The organism is Nocardia sp. NPDC056064 (assembly GCF_042266925.1).
Taxonomy (GTDB): Bacteria; Actinomycetota; Actinomycetes; order Mycobacteriales; family Mycobacteriaceae; genus Nocardia.
On record NZ_JBHJWO010000004.1, the window covers coordinates 161,080 to 177,748 of the forward strand.

The following is a 16,669-nucleotide window of genomic DNA, read 5'->3' on the forward strand; positions in this document are numbered from 1 at the left end:
GGCCGACCACCCCGGCCTCGGAAGTGGCGGTCAGCGGGCCGGGCGGCGGGTGCGCAGCAGCGCCCAGGCACACACGATCGCGGCCGTGCCCGCGCAGAGTAGGAGCAGGGCGGCGGTGGTGGCGTAGGCGGCCCAGCGGGGGAGCAGTTGCTCCAAGCCGCGGACCAGGGCGGCGAGGGCGAATACGGCCGCGGTCAGGCCGGTGATCGCGGCGACGGCGAGGGCCAGGGTCGCCAGGAGTGCGAGCCGGGCGTGGCCGGCCAGGGTGGCGGCCAGGCGGGTGGCGTGGCGGCGGGCCCGGCGGGCCGCTGGCGTGCGCAGGAGGGTGTCGAGATCGGGGCGGGTGGTCATCAGGTGTCCTGTCAGTGGGTGAGCAGTGGGGAGCTGACCTTGCTGATCAGCCAGCGGTCGGCGTCCTTGCGCAGCGACATCGTCACCGCGAGCTGGCCGGGGGTGGGGGTGCCCTGGGTGCCGAGGCTGGTGATGGTCTGGTGGATGACGGCGACGGCTTCGGCGCTGGACTCGTCGGCCGCGGTGAGCGCGCACTCGACGGTGCCGACGGTGGAGACCACCTGTCCCTGCACGAGCACATCGCGCAGATCCTTGCTGGTGGCGTCGAATTCGGACTTCCACTCGCCGGTCGCGCCCGCCAGTACGGTCGCGAAGTAGGTGTCGAGATCCTTGGCGTCGTAGCGGGCCAGGGTCGGCGCGTACGCGCAGGCGGCCTGGTGCGCGGCGGTGCGGGCGTCCGCCAGGGACCGCAGGTGGTGGTTGTCGACGGCGAACCAGGCCGCCGCTCCCGAGGCGGCCACGGCCGCGACGGTCAGGAGTGCCATCACACTGCGGCGGGCCGGAACGCCTGATCGGGGAACCAGCCTGCGGTACAGCGGGATTGGTGACTCTTCGCCATGTTCTTCGTCGAGGGGAGCGGTGTCGTCGCTGGTCATCGGAGTCCTCGGGATCATTTCGTGGGCAGGGGAACGGAGAGCTCGTCACCGGTGACACCCGGTGGCGGACCCGACCCGTTGTCGGGCCCGGGTGGCCGGGGCGCGTTGGCGGCGCCGCGGATCTGGAGCGCGGGATCGGTGGTGACGCAGTAGTTGTAGAGGCGGCTGCGCCCGTCGGAGACCAGCGCGGGCGAGACCGGCACCGTCTCGTATTCGCAGGTGGGGCGCGGCCATGCCTCCGCCAGCGTGTAGAAGGCGCCGTCGTGCGCGGGGACGCCGATCGCGGCCACACCGGCGCGCAGGGCGGGGAACAGGGCCGCCATGGCGGGTGTGCGCAGCCGGGCCGCGCGGGTGATGGCCACGACATTGGTGACCAGATCCGTCAGCGGGTCGGTGGTCTCGGTGAGGATTCCGCCCAGTGCCGCGAACCGTCCCGGCGTGTGTTCGAGCAGGTCGCGGACCTCCTGATCGGCCGCGTTGAGCTGATCGAACAGTTCCCCCGACCCGCGCACCAGGGTGCCCAGATCGGGTTGGGCCAGTGCGGTGGTGGCCGCGACGACCTGGAGATTGCGGATCAGTTCGGTGGTCTGCGGCAGCAGCCCGGTGAGCCCGGTCATGGCCTGGCTGAGCCCGCTGATGACCGCCCGCAAGGTGTCGGGCCCGCCGCCGAGCGCGCGATCCAGCTCGTCGACGATCACCGTGAGCCGCTGCGGATTCATGCCGCCGATCAGCGCACCGGTGTCGGCCAGGAAGGCGTCGATGGTCACCGGCGTGCTCACCCGTCCGGCGGGAACGACGGCGCCCTCGGTGAGGAACGGCCCGGTGTCGGTGTCCGGCCGGAAATCCAGGTACTGCTCGCCCGCCGCCGACAACCGGCCCACCGCCGCCACCGAATCCGCCGGAATCCTTGCCGCACTGTCGATCTCGAGCTCGGCACGGATGCCGTCGCCGTCGATGCGCACGGTCCGTACCGACCCGACCGGCACCCCGCGCACGGTGACATCGCTGCGGGGGAGCAGTCCGCCGCTGCGATCGAGCTGTACCTGCACGGTGTAGGTGGACCGCAGCGGCCGCACCCCGACGACATCGATCGCGAGATATCCCGAACCCACCACCAGCAGCCCGGCCATCCCGAGCACGGCGAAGACGATCCGGTGCCGGTGCGCCCGGCGTGCCGCGGCGACCACCCATCCGGCGGCACGGTCGATCATCGGTGTCCTCCCTGCACGCGGCCCAACACCCGGGCCAGCACCTGGGTGAGGCTGCCGATGAAGGCGGTCACGTCGGTGCCGTCGGGCAGTCTGCTGCCCGCCGGATCGGTCAGCGCGCCGATGTCGAGGAACGACACCGTCGCCGCCACCGCGAGCGTCGTGCCCTGAGTGCTCGCCCGGACCGCCGGTGCCAGCGCGGTGAACTGGTCGAGGGCGCCCGCCAGGTCGTCCTCCATCCGGGTGAATCCCGACATCAGCGCCTGCACGCTGTCGAACAGGCCGAGGAAGGCGGGGCCGGTGGTGGTGGTGAAGTCGCCGAGCGCGGCGGTGACCGTCGCGACCTTCGCCGTGAGATCGGTGATGGCGCGGTTGTTCTCGGCGATCACCGCGATCAGATCGGGGAAGGTCTCGGCGGTCTGCCCGAGTTCGGACTTGCGGGCGCGCAGCGTACCGGTGAGCTCGTTCAGCCCGTACAGGACCGAGTCGATCTGCCCGGTGCGCTGATTCAGCGCGCCGATCACGGCGGTGAGCTCGGTGATCAGATGGGCGAGTTGAGGCCCGCGTCCGCCGACGATGGCGTCGAGCTCCGAGGTGATCCGGGCGACCTGGTTCATCGCGCCGCCGTCGAGCAGCAGCGACATCGCCGTCATCAGCTCCTCCACCGAGGCACCGGCCGAGGTGTGTTCGCGGTCGATGGTGTCGCCGTCGCCGAGCAGCGGGGTGCCGGGCCGGGGTTCGGGCAGGGTGACCGCGATATGGATGTCGCCCAACGGTGTCGCCTGGCGCAGTTCGGCCCGGGTGCCCAGGGGCAGCGCGATATCGCGGCGCACCTCGAGCTCGACCTCGGCGCGGAAGTCGGTGGTGTCGATCCCGGTCACCACCCCGATATCGGTGCCGCCGATCTTCACCCTCGCCCGTTCGGGCAGGTTGAGCGCGTTGTCGAACACCGCGTGCAGCCGGTAGGACGGCCCGTCGACGCCGGGGCGCGGCAGCGGCATCGTCTCGACGGTGCAGGCGGTGAGCCCGGCCGTGGTCAGCAGCGCGACGGCCAGGCGCAGGAGGTGACGGTTCATGCGGTGAGTCCCAACAGCGCGGCGGTCAGGCCGAAATCCGGGCCGAAATCCTGGAGCTTGCCGGTGCGGCAGCCGTCGGCGCGCAGGGCGAGCCGCTCGCACAGCGTCGCGAGGATCTCGTTGTCGAGCAGGGTCTTGTCGGTGAGCAGGTGCAGGCGCAGCGCCCGGTGCTCGGTGCTCACCGAGCGCGCGAGATTCTCGAACAGCGTCGGGGTGACATCGACGATCTCGGTGAGCCCGCGCGCGTGCTCGCGCATCTGACCGGTGATACCGACCAGACGGCGCACCGCATCGGTCAGCGGCGCCTTGTTCTCGGCGAGCACGGCCGAGGTGTTGGCGACGAAGTCGTCGATCTGGGCGAGCACCGCCGCCAGGCCGGGCGCCTGCTCGGCCAGCAGGGTGATCATTTCGGTGAGGCGGGCGCTGAAATCGCGCACGGTCCGGTCGTTGCCCGCCACGACCGCGGTGAGGTCATTGAGGGCGATGATGGTGTTCGAGATCTGGTCGCGGTCGGCGAGGGTCACCTCGAGGGCACTCGCGAGCGCGTCCAGGGTGGCGCGGATGCGGTCGCCGTTGCCGTTGAGCAGTGGGAACAGCACGCGGCTGGCCATCGGGCCCTCGGTGTCGTCGCCGCGCAGGGCGGCGCCGAGCTGCTGGAAGTTGCGCAGAATGCGGTCGAGTTCCACCGGAGTTCTCGTGCGCGACAAGGGGATGTGGGTGCCGTCGGTCAGCCGGGCGCCCGCGCCGGAGTAGGCGGGGGTGAGCTCCACGTGCCGGTTGGTGATGAGCTGCGGGGAGACCAGGGCGGCCATGGCGTCGGCGGGCAGTTCGGTGCCGCCGTCGATGGTCATCCTGACTTCGACGAAGGTGGCGCGCTGCTCGATGGCGTCGACCCGGCCGACCGGGACGCCGAGCACCGCGACCTCGTTGCCGACGAAAAGCCCGGCCGCGCTCTCGAAATCGGCGCTGATCCGCAGCGCGTCCGGGCGTAGCGACACCGGAATCGACGAACAGCCCACCCCGAACACCGCCACGGCCAGCAGCGCCAGGGCCTGAACCACCGCGCGCATCACCGGCACCCCGGCACGGCCTGGGCCAGACACAGCCAGTTGTCCGGGAACAGCCACGGCATGTAGACCTCGCCGTACGGGCCCTGCCCGAGCCCGTTGGTGAACTGGCGCACCGTCACCGGCATCACCTGATACAGCGCGTCGAGATTGTCGCGGTTCTTCTCCAACCCCTCGGACATGGTGTTCAGGCTCTGGATGAGCGGGCCCAGCCTGCCGCCGTTCTCGACACCCATGTCCTGCAGGATCTTCGAGGCGGCGGCCACATTGCCGAGCAGTTCACGGACCAGATCACGGCGGCGCGATACCGCGTCACCGATGGCCTGGCCCCTGGTCAGCAACAGCAGCACACTGTTCTGGTTGTCGGCGATCAGGCCCGAGACCTGGTCCATGCTGTCGAGTAGTTGATGCACTTCGTCGCGGCGGGTCGCCACCACCTTCGCCAGCGCGCCGACGCTGTCGAGGGCCTGCGCGGTCAGCTGCGGTGAGTCGCCCATCTGCCTGCTCACCGCGTCGAGGCTCGCCCGCAACGCCTCCGGGTCGAGGCGTTCGAGATGCTCGAAGGAGTTGCGGTAGGTGGGGTCGTTCACCACCTTGGCCAGGTTGTAGGGAACCGTGGTGGCCGACAGCGGAATCCGCGCCGCGCCGAGATCGGTGCGCTCGCCGGGATCGAGCTCGACGTGCATCTTGCCGAGAATCGTCGACATCTCGATCGCGGCCTTCGCGTCGGCACCCAGGACGACCTGCGAGCGCAGGCTCATCGCCACCACCACCCGGTCGCGTTCGAGCCGCACGGATTTCACGGTGCCGACCTCGATGCCCGCGATGTCGACACTGTCGCCCACGCGCAGTCCGGCGGCCTGGGCGAACTCCGCGGACACGGTCGCCTTGCCCAGCTCCGCGCGGGAGAGCACCCCCGAACCGAGGACCAGCGCGACCACCACCGCCCCGGCGGCCAGCCCGAGCCACAGCGGCCGATTGCCGAACGAGCCGCGCAGCGCGGCCACCGCCCGGGTGGACAGGGACGTGATCATCGACAGACCTCCGTATGCGCGGTGCCACCCACCTGCGGCAGCAGCCCACGCGGGAACAACACGCCCCACAGCGAGACATCCAGGCTGCAGATGTGGGCGTTGATATAGGTGCCGTTGCCGCTGATCCGGGCCAGCCCGGCCAGCACCAGCGGGAGCTCGATCGCCGAGCGGTCCAGGCGTTCACCGTTGGCCAGCAACAGATCCACGCCCGCGCTCGCCTGCTGCTGGGCCAGCGCCATCCCCGGCGCGACCTGCCCGATCAGCTCGGTGAGCTTCGTGGTCGACGTCGCGATCCCGGTGACGGCACCGCTGAGCACCGAGCCCTGGTCGTAGAGTCCGGTGACCAGTGCGCGCGACTGCGTGATCAGGGTCTCCAGTTCGCCGCTGCGATGGGCCAGGCTCGCGATCACATCGCTGAGATTGCCGATCACCGCGCCGAGGATCTGATCGCGCTCCCCGAAGGTCGCCGCCAGCGCCGCGGCCTGCGTGATCAGCGCCGACAGCGAGACACCGTCACCCTGTAGGGCCTGTACCAGCGTCTCCGACAGCGAATTCACCTCCTCCGGCCGCAACAGGCTGAACAGCGGCTCGAAACCGGAGAGCATGGTGGACACGTCGAAGGAGGATTCGGTGCGCTCCAGCGGAATCGCGCCGTCCGGAGCCAGCGGCAGACCAGGGGACTCGCCCGCGGCCAGGGCGACATAGCGCTGGCCGATCAGATTCTGGTAACGGATCAGCGCGGTCGTGGTGGTGGTGAGGTGCTGACGCGCCTGCACGGACAGGGTGACCCGGGCGTGGCGGCGGTCCACGAGCTCGATGGCATCGACCCGGCCGACCCGCACGCCCGCGATCCGCACGTCGTCACCCTCGCGCAGCCCGAGGACATCGGCGAACGTGGCGCGGTAGCGGTGCGTCTCGCCGGGCACCGACCGTTGCAGGGTCGACCAGATGGTGGCCGTCGCCAGCACCGAGAGCACGACGAAGACGGCCAGGCCGGCATAGGTGGTGCGCGAACGCATGTCAGTGGTCTCCCGTCGGAACGGCGGTGAGCGTGGTGCCGGACAGGATCGCGCCCAGCAGCATGAGCTGGGTGAGATCCGGGTGGCCGCCGGTGAGGGCGGTGACGGCGTCCGGGCCGGTCAGGGCGATCGGGACAGTCGGCGCGGGAGCGGTGATGCCCGGGATCACCAGCCCTGGGATCGTCGGCAGCGACAGACCGGGGATCGCCGGTAGTGACAGTTCGGGTAGCGCGGGGCCAGGGGCGGGCCCCGCCGACTCGAGCCAGCCGGGGATCAGCCGGGCCGGATATTCCTGCGGCGCAGCGACCTCCGGCACGGTGGCGCCCCCGCACCGCGGACCGGCCAGGCTGCCGTAGCGCGGGCAGTCGGCCGCCGTGTACTGCTGGAACGGGGTGAGCGAGACGGTGATCTCCCAGCGCATCTGTCTGCTCGGACCCCAGTTGAACACCGTGCCGAGCCGGGCCAGGGAGGTGTTGAGCTCGCGCACGGTGTCGGTGAGCGCGGCCGGATCGGCCGCCAGCGCGCCGAAGGTCTGGTCCAGGCCGACGACGAGTTCCTTGCCCGCGTCGGGATTGCGGGCGAACAGGGCCTGTGTCGCGTCGGTGGCGGCGCTCGCGTTCGTCAGCAGGTCGATGAGCTGCGCGCGGCGGTCGGTGATGGTGCGTGCGGTCCGCACCGAGCGGCCGAGCGCGTCGACCAGTTCCGGCGCCGACCGGTTCACCGCCGCCGTCGCCGCGCCGAGATCGCCGAGCAGATCACCGATCCCGGGAATCGCGCGGACCTCGGTGATCCACCGGTCGAGCCGCTCCACCGTGGAACCGGGCAGCCGCGCGTCACCGTCGAGAGCATCGGCGAGGGTGGCCAGCACGCGGGCCAGCTTCTCGGGCTGGATGCGGTCGAGTACGTCGCGCAGCGTGGTCAGTGTCGTCTGGAGCGCGACCGTGGCACCGCCGGTGTCCTGGGCGATCTCGGCGCCCGCGCGCAGACCGGCCGGTGCCGCGCCGTTGTCGACCAGTTCGATCGCGGTGACACCGAAGATGTTGGCGGGGACCACCCGCGCGGTGACCGTCGACGGAATCGCCGCGGCGGCAGCGGGTTCCAGCCGCAGCTCGACGCGCTGGCGCACCCCTTTCCCGGCGATCTCCACCGCCGACACCGTGCCGACCAGCAGCCCGCGGAAACGGACATCGGCGCGAGCGGGCAGGCCGTCACCGGTACCGGTCAGCACCGCCGTCACCGTCACCGTGTCCTCGAACCGGCCCGCCGAGCGCAACCCGAGCAGCGCGACCACCCCCGACAGCACCGCCGTCATCGCCACCCCGGCCAGGCCGAGCCGCCGCCGCGACCAACCGCGGCCACTGGAATCCACCGACATGCCGACCTCCTAACCCGAGATCCGGATGCCGGGGTCGACGCCCCAGATCGCCAGCGTGAGCAGCAGATTCAGGAAGACCACCACGATGATCGTCATCTTGATCGCGCGGCCCGCCGCCACCCCGACCCCCTCCGGCCCGCCCGCGGCGACATAGCCGTAGTGGCACTGGATGAAGGTGGCCACCAGCACGAACGCCACGGCTTTGACGACCGACCAGCCGATGTCGCCGGGATCGAGGAACTGGTGGAAGTAGTGGTCGTAGGTGCCGATGCCGGTGCCGCCCAGGAAGAACACCGTCACCTTCGTGCTGAGGTACGCGGTGGCCATGGCGATGGCGTAGAGCGGCAGGATCGCGACCGCGGCGGCCAGCATGCGGGTGGTGATCAGGTAGGGCAGCGGCCGGATCGCCATGGCCTCGAGCGCGTCGATCTCCTCGGCGATCCGCATCGACCCGATCTGGGCGGTGAAGCGGCAGCCTGCCTGCGCGGCGAAGGCGATGGTCGCCAGCAGCGGGGCCAGCTCGCGGGTGGTCGCGAAGCCGGAGATCGCGCCGGTCAGCGGGCTCATCGTCAGCAGGTCCAGGGCGGTGTGCGATTCCATGCCGACGGTGACCCCGCCGAAACCGCACAGGATCAGCACCACGCCCACGGTGCCGCCGCCGACCACCAGGGCGCCGTTGCCCCAGGTGACGTCGACGATCAGCCGGACCAGTTCCTTGCGGTAGTGCCGCAGCACGAACGGAATCGCCAGCAGCGACTCGACGAAGACCACGCCCTGGTGTCCCAGACGGACATTCGCGTCGGCCAGCGGCCGTGTCGCCGCGCTCAGTGCCCGCCACGGACGCAGGGCGGGCGGCAGATAGCTCGCCATCTCAGAGCACCTTCGACGGGAAGACGGTGTTGTAGATCTGGGTCAGCGCGATATTGGCCGCGAACAGCACGATCGCCGAACTCACCACCGCCGAGTTCACCGCGTTCGCGACCCCGCCGGGACCGCCCTGGGTGTGCAGGCCCGCGTCGCAGGCGATGATCGCGGTGAGCGCGCCGAAGACCGCCGCCTTCACGATCGCGACCACCAGATCGGCGGCGACGGCGAACGAGGCGAATGTGCTGATGTAGGACCCGGGGGTGCCGTCCTGGATGAACACGTTGAACGCGTAGCCGGTGGCGAAGCCGATGAACACCACGAACCCGCACAGCAGCATGCTCACCGAGACCGCCGCCAGCAGGCGTGGCGCGACCAGCCTGCGGACCGGGTCCACGCCCATCACCCGCATGGCATCGATCTCCTCGCGAATGGTCCGTGAGCCCAGATCGGCGCAGATCGAGGACCCGACCGCCCCGGCGATCATCAGCGAGGTGACCAGCGGCGCCCCCTGCCGGATGATCCCCAGGCCGTTGACCGCGCCGATGAAGGTGGTCGCGCCGACCTGCCCGACCAGTGAACCGATCTGGATCGAGACCACCACGGCGACCGGGATGGCGACCAACAGGGTCGGAGTGGCTGAGACACCTGCCATGAACGAGCACTGCCGGAGGAACTCGGTGAGCGGGAACCGGCGGCGGACCAGCGCGAGGACGAGCTCGGTGATCGCCCGCCCCGCCATGGTGACCTGCCTGCCCGCGGTCTCGACGGACCGCTGCGGGTGTGCGCGCCACCAGCGTTTCACGAACTCGACGACGAGCTCACGATCGCCTGGTGTGGACGGTTTCTCGATGGTCGCGACGATGGTGATCACCCCGGGATGCGGTCCGGTCGCCGGTGGCCGGCGGTCGGAAGTGGCTGTCGTGCCGCGGCGCGTGCTCGGTGAATCTACACGCGTGTAGCGAACTGTCTGAGACAGTAGCAAGCGCGGCGGTGACTGTCATCGATTCGGGAAGATGCCCGCGGAACCGGGCGGGCCGTCGTGTCAGGTGTGAGAAGTGGTGCCGCAGTGGCGAATCGCGTGTCAGCCGGGCGGAAGGCGCCGCCACGTCCAGTCGACCCGCACCTCGAGCGGGTCGTCGACGGTGACCATCCGGGGTTCGGTGTTGAGCCCGTCGGGTGGGCCGGATTGGGCTTCGACCGAGAGCGATTCGGTCGGCAGGGTCCAGACGACGACGTCGTGGACCGGGCTGGTGATGGTGAATTCGAGGAAGCCGGGCCAGCTCAGCCACGCGTGCACGCCGTCGGGCATGCCGAAGCAGTCGTCCCACGGGGGTGGGGTGGGCGGGATGTGCCTGCCGGTGGGCAGGTAGTTCTCGCCGCGTTCGTACTGCCATGCGGGCTGGAAGTCGAGTTCCAGCGGTCCGTGCGCCGGGGCGAGCTCGCGCAGGAACCACGGGTGCCAGCCGCCCTGGGCGGGGAACGGGTCGTGGTCGGTGGCGATGCGCATCGTCAGGGTCAGGCCGGTCGCGGTGAGGGCGAACGTCTGGGTGACGGTGCCCGCGAACGGCCACGGGTCGGTCAGCCGGTGCCGCAGGGTCGCCGTGCTCGCGGTGGCGTCGACCACCTCCCAGGCGCCGTGCCGGGCGGTGCCGTGGATCGCGTGCGGCGGATTGTCGATCGGCATCGTGTAGGTGCGCGCACCCACGGTGAACCGGCCGTAGCCCAGCCTGCCCGCCCACGGGGCCATGACGAAACACCCGGTGCCCGGGTCCTGTCGCAGCAGTTCGGTGCCCGCGACGGTCAGGCTGTGCAGGGCGCCACCGTCACCGGGGGCGATGATCAGTGCCGCGTCGCCGGCGTGGAGGCGCACATCATCCTGGGCTGCCATGTCCGGAGACTATCGGCGCGTGCCGCCGCCGGGCACCTCCCACGCCGGGTCAGTTGAACGGATACTGCCCGCCGCCGCCTCCGCCGCCGCGCTGATCCGGTGTCGCGACATCGATGATGTCCTGGACGAGCTGGACCACCGCCCGGCCGACATCGAGCACGCCGTTGCCGAGAGTGGAGAATTCCTGCGCGATGTAGTGGAGCATCTCGTTCGTCCTCACGTTCGTGGAGCCGAATAGTGCACTCCCAGGGTGCCATAGACCACCGACACGGTCCGTACATTCGTCCTGGTGCGACACGACACCACGTTCGAGCCGATCCCCGATCCCCGTCCCGCCGACACGGCCTGGCCCGAGATGACCTGGCCCGTCCCGGCCGGAACCCGGCTGACCGGCGAAGTCGTGACGCTGACGACGTTCGACCCGGCCGACACCGCCGAACTCTTCGCGGCACTCGACGCCGACGCCGTGTGGCAACACCTGCCCTGGCGCCCCACCGACGCCGCCGAATTGGGGCAGCTACTGCGTGATCTCGCCGCCACCTCGGACTGGCACGTGTGGATCGTGCGCTCCCGCAACAGCATCGGCGAACGTCCGGCCGGCTCCGTGCTCGGCCTCACCTGCTATCTCGATGCCCGGCCGCGTGACGCGTCGCTGGAGATCGGCTTCACCGCCTACACGCCGTCGGTGTGGGGGAGCGCGGTCAACCCCGACGCGAAACTGCTGGTGCTCGAGTACGCGTTCGAGACGTTGCGGGTGGGCCGCGTGCAGTTGAAGACCGATGTCCGCAATCACCGCTCGCAGCGCGCGATCGCCCGGCTCGGCGCGGTCTACGAGGGCACGCTGCGCAGGCATTTCCGGCGCGGGGACGGCACCGTGCGCGACAGTGTGCTGTTCTCGATCGTCGCCGAGGACTGGCCGCGCGTGCGGGCGCGACTGGTGCAGCGGCGCGCGGGCGCCCGGTGACGGGTCAGGCGGTGCCGAGGAAGTTCAGGATGGCCAGCAGCAGCGGCGCGGCGATGTCGAAGCCCATCCGGCCCAGGGCCAGGCCGGTGGTGGCCAGCGCCTCGTAGTTGTCGGACAGGACGCCCAGGATCTTGTCTTCGTTCATGGTGCTGCCTCTCGGTCTCGGAAGGTCAGTAGAGGAGGTCGCGCAGGATCGGTGCGCCCATCTCGATGACGACCTTGGCGACGGTCAGGCTGAGATTGCCGAGCCCGACGACGACCGTGCTGATCAGCTCGTAGTTGTCCTGGGCGAACTGCTGCAGTTCATGCATGGTGACCACTCCCTCGACCCCGACCGATTGGTAGCTGATGTGACCAGCGTCTCACATCGAAGGGGTGCCGCCAAGGATCACGGCAGGGTGGCTACCCCCGGGTATGTATGAGATTGCATCATCGTGCATAATCATTTGCAGCAGCGGCGCGAGCCGACCGGCGGCCGGAGCATCCATACTGCTCACGGCAGCCCGTGCAGATGTACGTCCCAGACCTCGAGGAGCACAACAGACATGTCCGATCGCGTCGTACTCGCCTACTCCGGTGGGCTGGACACCTCCGTCGCCATCAGCTGGATCGCGAAGGAGACAGGTTCGGAGGTGGTGGCCGTGGCCATCGACCTCGGCCAGGGCGGCGAGGACATGAACGTGGTGCGCCAGCGCGCGCTGGACTGCGGCGCCGTGGAGGCCATCGTGGTCGACGCGCGCGACGAGTTCGCCGACGAGTACTGCCTGCCCACCATCCAGGCCAACGCCATGTACATGGGCCAGTACCCGCTGGTCTCGGCCATCAGCCGTCCGCTGATCGTCAAGCACCTCGTCGAGGCCGCCAAGTTCCACAACGCCACCACCGTCTCGCACGGCTGCACCGGCAAGGGCAACGACCAGGTCCGCTTCGAGGTCGGCATCGGCGCGCTGGCGCCCGACCTGAACGTGATCGCCCCGGTCCGCGACTACGCCTGGACCCGCGAGAAGGCCATCGCCTTCGCCGAGCAGAACAAGCTGCCGATCAACGTCACCAAGAAGTCGCCGTTCTCCATCGACCAGAACGTGTGGGGCCGCGCGGTCGAGACCGGCTTCCTCGAGGACCTGTGGAACGCCCCGACCAAGGACGTCTACGACTACACCGCCGACCCGACGGTGAACTTCGAGGCGCCCGACGAGGTCATCATCACCTTCGACAAGGGTGTGCCGGTCGCCATCGACGGCCGCCAGGTCACCGTGCTGCAGGCCATCGAGGAGATGAACACCCGCGCCGGTCGCCAGGGTGTCGGCCGCCTCGACATGGTCGAGGACCGGCTCGTCGGCATCAAGAGCCGCGAGATCTACGAGGCGCCGGGCGCCATCGCGCTGATCACCGCGCACCAGGCCCTGGAGAACGTCACCATCGAGCGCGAGCTGGGCCGCTACAAGCGCCAGGTCGAGCAGCGCTGGGGCGAGCTGGCCTACGACGGCCTGTGGTTCTCCCCGCTCAAGCGCGCCCTCGACGCGTTCGTGCAGGACACCCAGCAGCACGTCACCGGCGACATCCGGATGGTGCTGCACGGTGGTTCCGCCGTGGTCAACGGCCGCCGCTCCGAGCAGTCGCTCTACGACTTCAACCTGGCCACCTACGACGAGGGCGACACCTTCGACCAGTCCCTGGCCAAGGGCTTCGTGCAGATCCACGGCCTGTCGTCCAAGGTCGCCGCGCGTCGCGACCTGAACCAGAAGTAACAACCAGCACGTCGTAGTCTCGACACCGGCCGGTCCCGTCACGGACCGGCCGGTGCCGTGCCCAGCCCTGCCCGCCAACCCGACCGGAGGAGAACCCGATGACCCACAGCGGAACCAACGAAGGTGCCCTCTGGGGTGGGCGATTCGCGTCCGGTCCGGCCGAGGCGATGGCGGCGCTGAGCAAGTCGACGCACTTCGACTGGGCGCTGGCCCCCTACGACATCCGCGCCTCCAAGGCGCACGCCCGCGTGCTGCACAAGGCCGGCCTGCTCTCCGAGTCCGACCTGTCCGGCATGCTCGCCGGGCTGGACGCGCTCGCCGCCGATGTGGCCTCGGGTGCCTTCGGGCCCGCCGAGTCCGACGAGGACGTACACGGCGCGCTCGAGCGCGGCCTGATCGACCGGGTCGGCACCGAGCTCGGTGGCCGGTTGCGCGCGGGCCGCTCGCGCAACGACCAGGTGGCCACCCTGTTCCGCATGTGGTTGCGCGACGGTGTGCGCCGGGTCGCGGCCGGAGTCCTGGACGTGGTCGACGCGCTCGTGGCCCAGGCCGCCGCGCACCCCGACGCCGTGATGCCGGGCAAGACCCATCTGCAGGCCGCCCAGCCGGTCCTGCTCGCCCACCACCTGCTCGCCCACGCGCACCCGCTGCTGCGCGATCTGGAACGCCTGCGCGACTTCGACAAGCGCGCCGCCGTCTCGCCCTACGGTTCGGGCGCGCTGGCCGGTTCCTCGCTGGGCCTCGACCCCGAGCAGATCGCCGCCGAACTGGACTTCACCGCCTCGGCGGCCAACTCCATCGACGCCACCTCCTCGCGCGACTTCGCCGCCGAGGCCGCGTTCGTGCTGGCCATGATCGGTGTCGATCTGAGCCGGATGGCCGAGGAGATCATCCTCTGGAGCACACCGGAATTCGGCTACATCACCCTCGCCGACGCCTGGTCCACCGGCTCCTCGATCATGCCGCAGAAGAAGAACCCGGACGTCTCCGAACTGACCCGCGGCAAGGCGGGCCGCCTGATCGGCAACCTGACCGGGCTGCTGGCCACCCTCAAGGCCCAGCCGCTGGCCTACAACCGGGATCTGCAGGAGGACAAGGAACCCCTGTTCGACTCGGTCGCCCAGCTGGAACTGCTGCTGCCCGCCATCGCGGGTCTGGTCGGCACCCTCACCTTCCACACCGACCGGATGGCCGAGCTGGCCCCGGCCGGATTCACCCTCGCCACCGACATCGCCGAATGGATGGTCCGCCAGGGTGTTCCGTTCCGGGTGGCGCACGAGGCCGCCGGTGCCTGCGTGCGTGCCGCCGAGGCCCGTGGTGTCGGCCTGGACGAGCTCACCGACGAGGAGTTCGCCGCCGTCGACCCGGCACTGACCGGGGGCGTGCGCGAGGTCCTCACCGTCGAGGGCTCCATCGCCTCCCGCAATGCCCGTGGCGGCACCGCCGGGGTGCGGGTGGCCGAGCAGCTGGCCGAGGTCGCCGCGTCGGCCGCCGACGCCCGCGCCTGGCTGCGCTGACACCCGTGTCATGACCCTGCTCTTCCTGGCACTGGCCATCGCCACCGAGGTGACCGCGACCGTCTCGCTGAAACTCTCGGAGGGATTCACCAAACTGGTGCCCTCGATCGTGGTGGTGATCGGCTACGCCACCGCGTTCTTCTTCCTGTCCCAGGCGTTGAAGCGGGGCATGGCGATCGGCGTCGCCTACGGCATCTGGTCGGCGGTCGGGGTGGCCGCCATCGCCGGAATCGGCGTGCTGTTCCTGGGGGAGCGGCTCACGCTGGTGCAGGTCGGCGGTATCGGCCTGGTGATCCTCGGCGTCCTGGCCCTGGAACTCGGCGGCGCCCACTAGCTTTCAGTCGCCGGCGCTCTTGGTGTATTCGAGCTTGGCGGGCCCCTCGTCCTCCAGCCGATCCCCGAGGACCCAGCCGCACGAGTCGTAGAACGACCTGGCCGTGACATTGTCCGGGAAGGTCTCCAGATCGAGGCAGTGCACATGACCCTGCTCGAGGTGGCCGCGCACGTGCTCGTCGGAGGCGCCGCTGCCGACGAACCAGTCCACGGCCTCGTCGCCGAGGAACCCGCGGTAGCAGATGTCGATCGTGCGGCGCGCGAGCGCCTGGAGAGCATCGAGATCCGGTCCGGTCGCGGGGCGGATGGTGGGGTGGTGCTGTCCTGTCGTCACGGTGATCCCAGCGTCGTCGGTGAGGGGTGGACTGCCGACCCTAGCGGGTGGACATGGGCGTTCACAGCTCCGCCCGCACCCGGAACCCGGCATCGCGCAGGGCGTCGAGGACCTCGTCGCGGTGGGCGGGACCGCGGGTCTCGGCCGTCAGCGAGACCTCGACCTCGTCGACCGCCAGCCACATGCCGGTGCGGGAGTGGACGATGTCGACCACGCTCGCCCCCGCGCGCCCGACGACACCGAGCAGCGCCGACAGCGCCCCGGGCCGGTCGGCGATGGTCACCCGCATCGCCAGGTAGCGGCCCGCCGCGCTGAGCCCGTGACCGATCACGCGGGTGAGCAGCAGCGGATCGATATTGCCGCCGGACAGGATCGCCACCACCGGGCCCGGCAGCGCGCGCAGGGCGGGGGAGAGCAGGGCGGCCACACCCGCCGCGCCCGCGGGCTCGACGATGAGTTTGGCGCGCTCCAGACACAGCAGCAGCGCCTTGGACAACGCGTCCTCGTCGACGGTGACGATCTCGGTCACCAGCTCGGCGACATGGGCGAACGGCACCGCACCCGGCAGGCCGACGGCGATGCCGTCGGCCATCGTCGCCATCCGCGCCGCCCGCACCGGGGTGCCCGCGGCCAGCGAATCCGGCCACGCCGCCGCCTCGGCCGCCTGCACCCCGACGACCCGCACCCGGGGCGCCAGCGCGTGCAGGGCCACCGCCACCCCGGCCAGCAGCCCGCCGCCGCCGGTCGGCACGACCACCGTGCCGACCTCGGGCACCTGCTCGAGCATCTCGAGTGCGACGGTGGCCTGCCCGGCGACGATGTCGGGATGGTCGAACGGATGGATCAGCGTCGCCCCGGTGCGCTCGGCGAATTCCTGGGCGGCGAGCAGGGACTCGTCGATGGTGTCGCCGATCTGATGCACCTCGGCCCCGTAGGCGCGCGTGGCCATCAGCTTCGGCAGGGAGGCCCCGACCGGCATGAACACCGTCGAGGTGATGCCCAGTTCCGCCGCCGCCCACGCCACTCCCTGCGCGTGATTGCCCGCCGAGGCGGCCACCACCCCGCGCGCCCGCTCGGCGTCGGGCAGGTGCGCGATCCGGTTGTAGGCGCCGCGCGGCTTGAACGAGCCGGTGCGCTGCAGGTTCTCGCACTTGAGCAGCACCGGCGAACCCACCCGGTCCGACAGCACCCGGGACGCCACGGTGGGTGTCCGCCGGATGACCGCCGCCAGCAGCGCCGCCGCAGCTTCGATCCGCTCGAGCCCGACCGTCTCCATGCGCCACATCGTGCCA

General features: G+C 70.5%; 20 protein-coding genes. 4 read left to right on the top strand and 16 right to left on the bottom strand.

Features of this window, described 5'->3' with window-relative positions; translation table 11 throughout:
* Positions 1 to 30: 30 nt before the first annotated feature.
* The 12 genes from ACFC06_RS28545 to ACFC06_RS28600 form a co-directional block, all read right to left on the bottom strand.
* Positions 31 to 351, bottom strand: a complete 321-nt coding sequence (locus ACFC06_RS28545; protein WP_375938391.1) for a hypothetical protein — start codon at positions 349 to 351, stop codon at positions 31 to 33.
* Positions 352 to 362: 11 nt separating this feature from the next.
* Entirely contained in the window at positions 363 to 947 is a 585-nt protein-coding gene (locus ACFC06_RS28550; RefSeq protein WP_375938394.1) for a hypothetical protein, read from the bottom strand.
* Positions 948 to 961: 14 nt separating this feature from the next.
* Complete coding sequence (locus tag ACFC06_RS28555; protein WP_375938397.1) at positions 962 to 2,158, bottom strand: MCE family protein; 1,197 nt, start codon at positions 2,156 to 2,158, stop codon at positions 962 to 964.
* Positions 2,155 to 3,231 carry an MCE family protein gene (locus tag ACFC06_RS28560; protein WP_375938399.1) on the bottom strand — a complete coding sequence of 359 codons (1,077 nt, stop codon included), beginning with the start codon at positions 3,229 to 3,231 and terminating at the stop codon, positions 2,155 to 2,157. The genes ACFC06_RS28555 and ACFC06_RS28560 overlap by 4 nt, the downstream gene beginning before the upstream one ends.
* Positions 3,228 to 4,301, bottom strand: a complete 1,074-nt coding sequence (locus ACFC06_RS28565) for an MCE family protein (protein ID WP_375938402.1) — start codon at positions 4,299 to 4,301, stop codon at positions 3,228 to 3,230. Before ACFC06_RS28565 ends, ACFC06_RS28560 begins: the two co-directional genes overlap by 4 nt.
* Positions 4,301 to 5,332 carry an MCE family protein gene (locus tag ACFC06_RS28570; RefSeq protein ID WP_375938405.1) on the bottom strand — a complete coding sequence of 344 codons (1,032 nt, stop codon included), beginning with the start codon at positions 5,330 to 5,332 and terminating at the stop codon, positions 4,301 to 4,303. The genes ACFC06_RS28565 and ACFC06_RS28570 overlap by 1 nt, the downstream gene beginning before the upstream one ends.
* Entirely contained in the window at positions 5,329 to 6,351 is a 1,023-nt protein-coding gene (locus ACFC06_RS28575; RefSeq protein WP_375938408.1) for an MlaD family protein, read from the bottom strand. The genes ACFC06_RS28570 and ACFC06_RS28575 overlap by 4 nt, the downstream gene beginning before the upstream one ends.
* A 1-nt stretch (position 6,352) precedes the next feature.
* On the bottom strand, positions 6,353 to 7,726 hold the full coding sequence (locus ACFC06_RS28580) for an MlaD family protein (RefSeq protein ID WP_375938411.1): 1,374 nt from the start codon (positions 7,724 to 7,726) through the stop codon (positions 6,353 to 6,355).
* 9 nt (positions 7,727 to 7,735) lie between these two features.
* A complete protein-coding gene (locus tag ACFC06_RS28585; RefSeq protein WP_375938414.1) occupies positions 7,736 to 8,596 on the bottom strand; it encodes an ABC transporter permease in 861 nt (286 codons plus the stop codon).
* Between the two features lies 1 nt (position 8,597).
* Positions 8,598 to 9,443, bottom strand: a complete 846-nt coding sequence (locus ACFC06_RS28590) for an MlaE family ABC transporter permease (protein WP_375938507.1) — start codon at positions 9,441 to 9,443, stop codon at positions 8,598 to 8,600.
* Positions 9,444 to 9,674: 231 nt separating this feature from the next.
* On the bottom strand, positions 9,675 to 10,481 hold the full coding sequence (locus ACFC06_RS28595) for an aldose 1-epimerase (protein ID WP_375938417.1): 807 nt from the start codon (positions 10,479 to 10,481) through the stop codon (positions 9,675 to 9,677).
* Between the two features lie 49 nt (positions 10,482 to 10,530).
* Entirely contained in the window at positions 10,531 to 10,686 is a 156-nt protein-coding gene (locus tag ACFC06_RS28600) for a hypothetical protein (RefSeq protein ID WP_375938420.1), read from the bottom strand.
* Positions 10,687 to 10,770: 84 nt separating this feature from the next.
* Between ACFC06_RS28600 and ACFC06_RS28605 the strand changes: the two genes are divergently transcribed.
* Positions 10,771 to 11,445, top strand: coding sequence for a GNAT family N-acetyltransferase (locus ACFC06_RS28605; protein ID WP_375938423.1), 675 nt, complete (start codon positions 10,771 to 10,773; stop codon positions 11,443 to 11,445).
* Positions 11,446 to 11,449: 4 nt separating this feature from the next.
* Here ACFC06_RS28605 and ACFC06_RS28610 read toward each other — a convergent pair whose 3' ends face one another.
* Positions 11,450 to 11,590, bottom strand: a complete 141-nt coding sequence (locus ACFC06_RS28610) for a hypothetical protein (protein ID WP_336086752.1) — start codon at positions 11,588 to 11,590, stop codon at positions 11,450 to 11,452.
* Between the two features lie 25 nt (positions 11,591 to 11,615).
* A complete protein-coding gene (locus ACFC06_RS28615) occupies positions 11,616 to 11,756 on the bottom strand; it encodes a hypothetical protein (RefSeq protein WP_278265848.1) in 141 nt (46 codons plus the stop codon).
* Positions 11,757 to 11,990: 234 nt separating this feature from the next.
* Here ACFC06_RS28615 and ACFC06_RS28620 point away from each other — a divergent pair, with 234 nt between their 5' ends.
* The 3 genes from ACFC06_RS28620 to ACFC06_RS28630 all read left to right on the top strand — a co-directional run bounded on the left by ACFC06_RS28620 (position 11,991) and on the right by ACFC06_RS28630 (position 15,044).
* Complete coding sequence (locus ACFC06_RS28620; protein WP_278265847.1) at positions 11,991 to 13,193, top strand: argininosuccinate synthase; 1,203 nt, start codon at positions 11,991 to 11,993, stop codon at positions 13,191 to 13,193.
* A 98-nt stretch (positions 13,194 to 13,291) separates the two neighbouring features.
* Positions 13,292 to 14,710, top strand: coding sequence for an argininosuccinate lyase (gene argH / locus ACFC06_RS28625; protein WP_375938428.1), 1,419 nt, complete (start codon positions 13,292 to 13,294; stop codon positions 14,708 to 14,710).
* A 10-nt stretch (positions 14,711 to 14,720) separates the two neighbouring features.
* Complete coding sequence (locus ACFC06_RS28630) at positions 14,721 to 15,044, top strand: multidrug efflux SMR transporter (protein ID WP_278265845.1); 324 nt, start codon at positions 14,721 to 14,723, stop codon at positions 15,042 to 15,044.
* A 3-nt stretch (positions 15,045 to 15,047) separates the two neighbouring features.
* Here the strand turns inward: ACFC06_RS28630 and ACFC06_RS28635 are convergent, their stop codons facing one another.
* Together ACFC06_RS28635 and ilvA are read right to left on the bottom strand one after the other, a co-directional pair.
* Positions 15,048 to 15,377 carry a hypothetical protein gene (locus ACFC06_RS28635; RefSeq protein WP_375938432.1) on the bottom strand — a complete coding sequence of 110 codons (330 nt, stop codon included), beginning with the start codon at positions 15,375 to 15,377 and terminating at the stop codon, positions 15,048 to 15,050.
* A gap of 61 nt (positions 15,378 to 15,438) precedes the next feature.
* Positions 15,439 to 16,662: a threonine ammonia-lyase gene (gene ilvA / locus ACFC06_RS28640; protein WP_375938435.1), complete on the bottom strand. Its 1,224-nt coding sequence runs from the start codon at positions 16,660 to 16,662 to the stop codon at positions 15,439 to 15,441.
* Between the last annotated feature and the right edge of the window lie 7 nt (positions 16,663 to 16,669).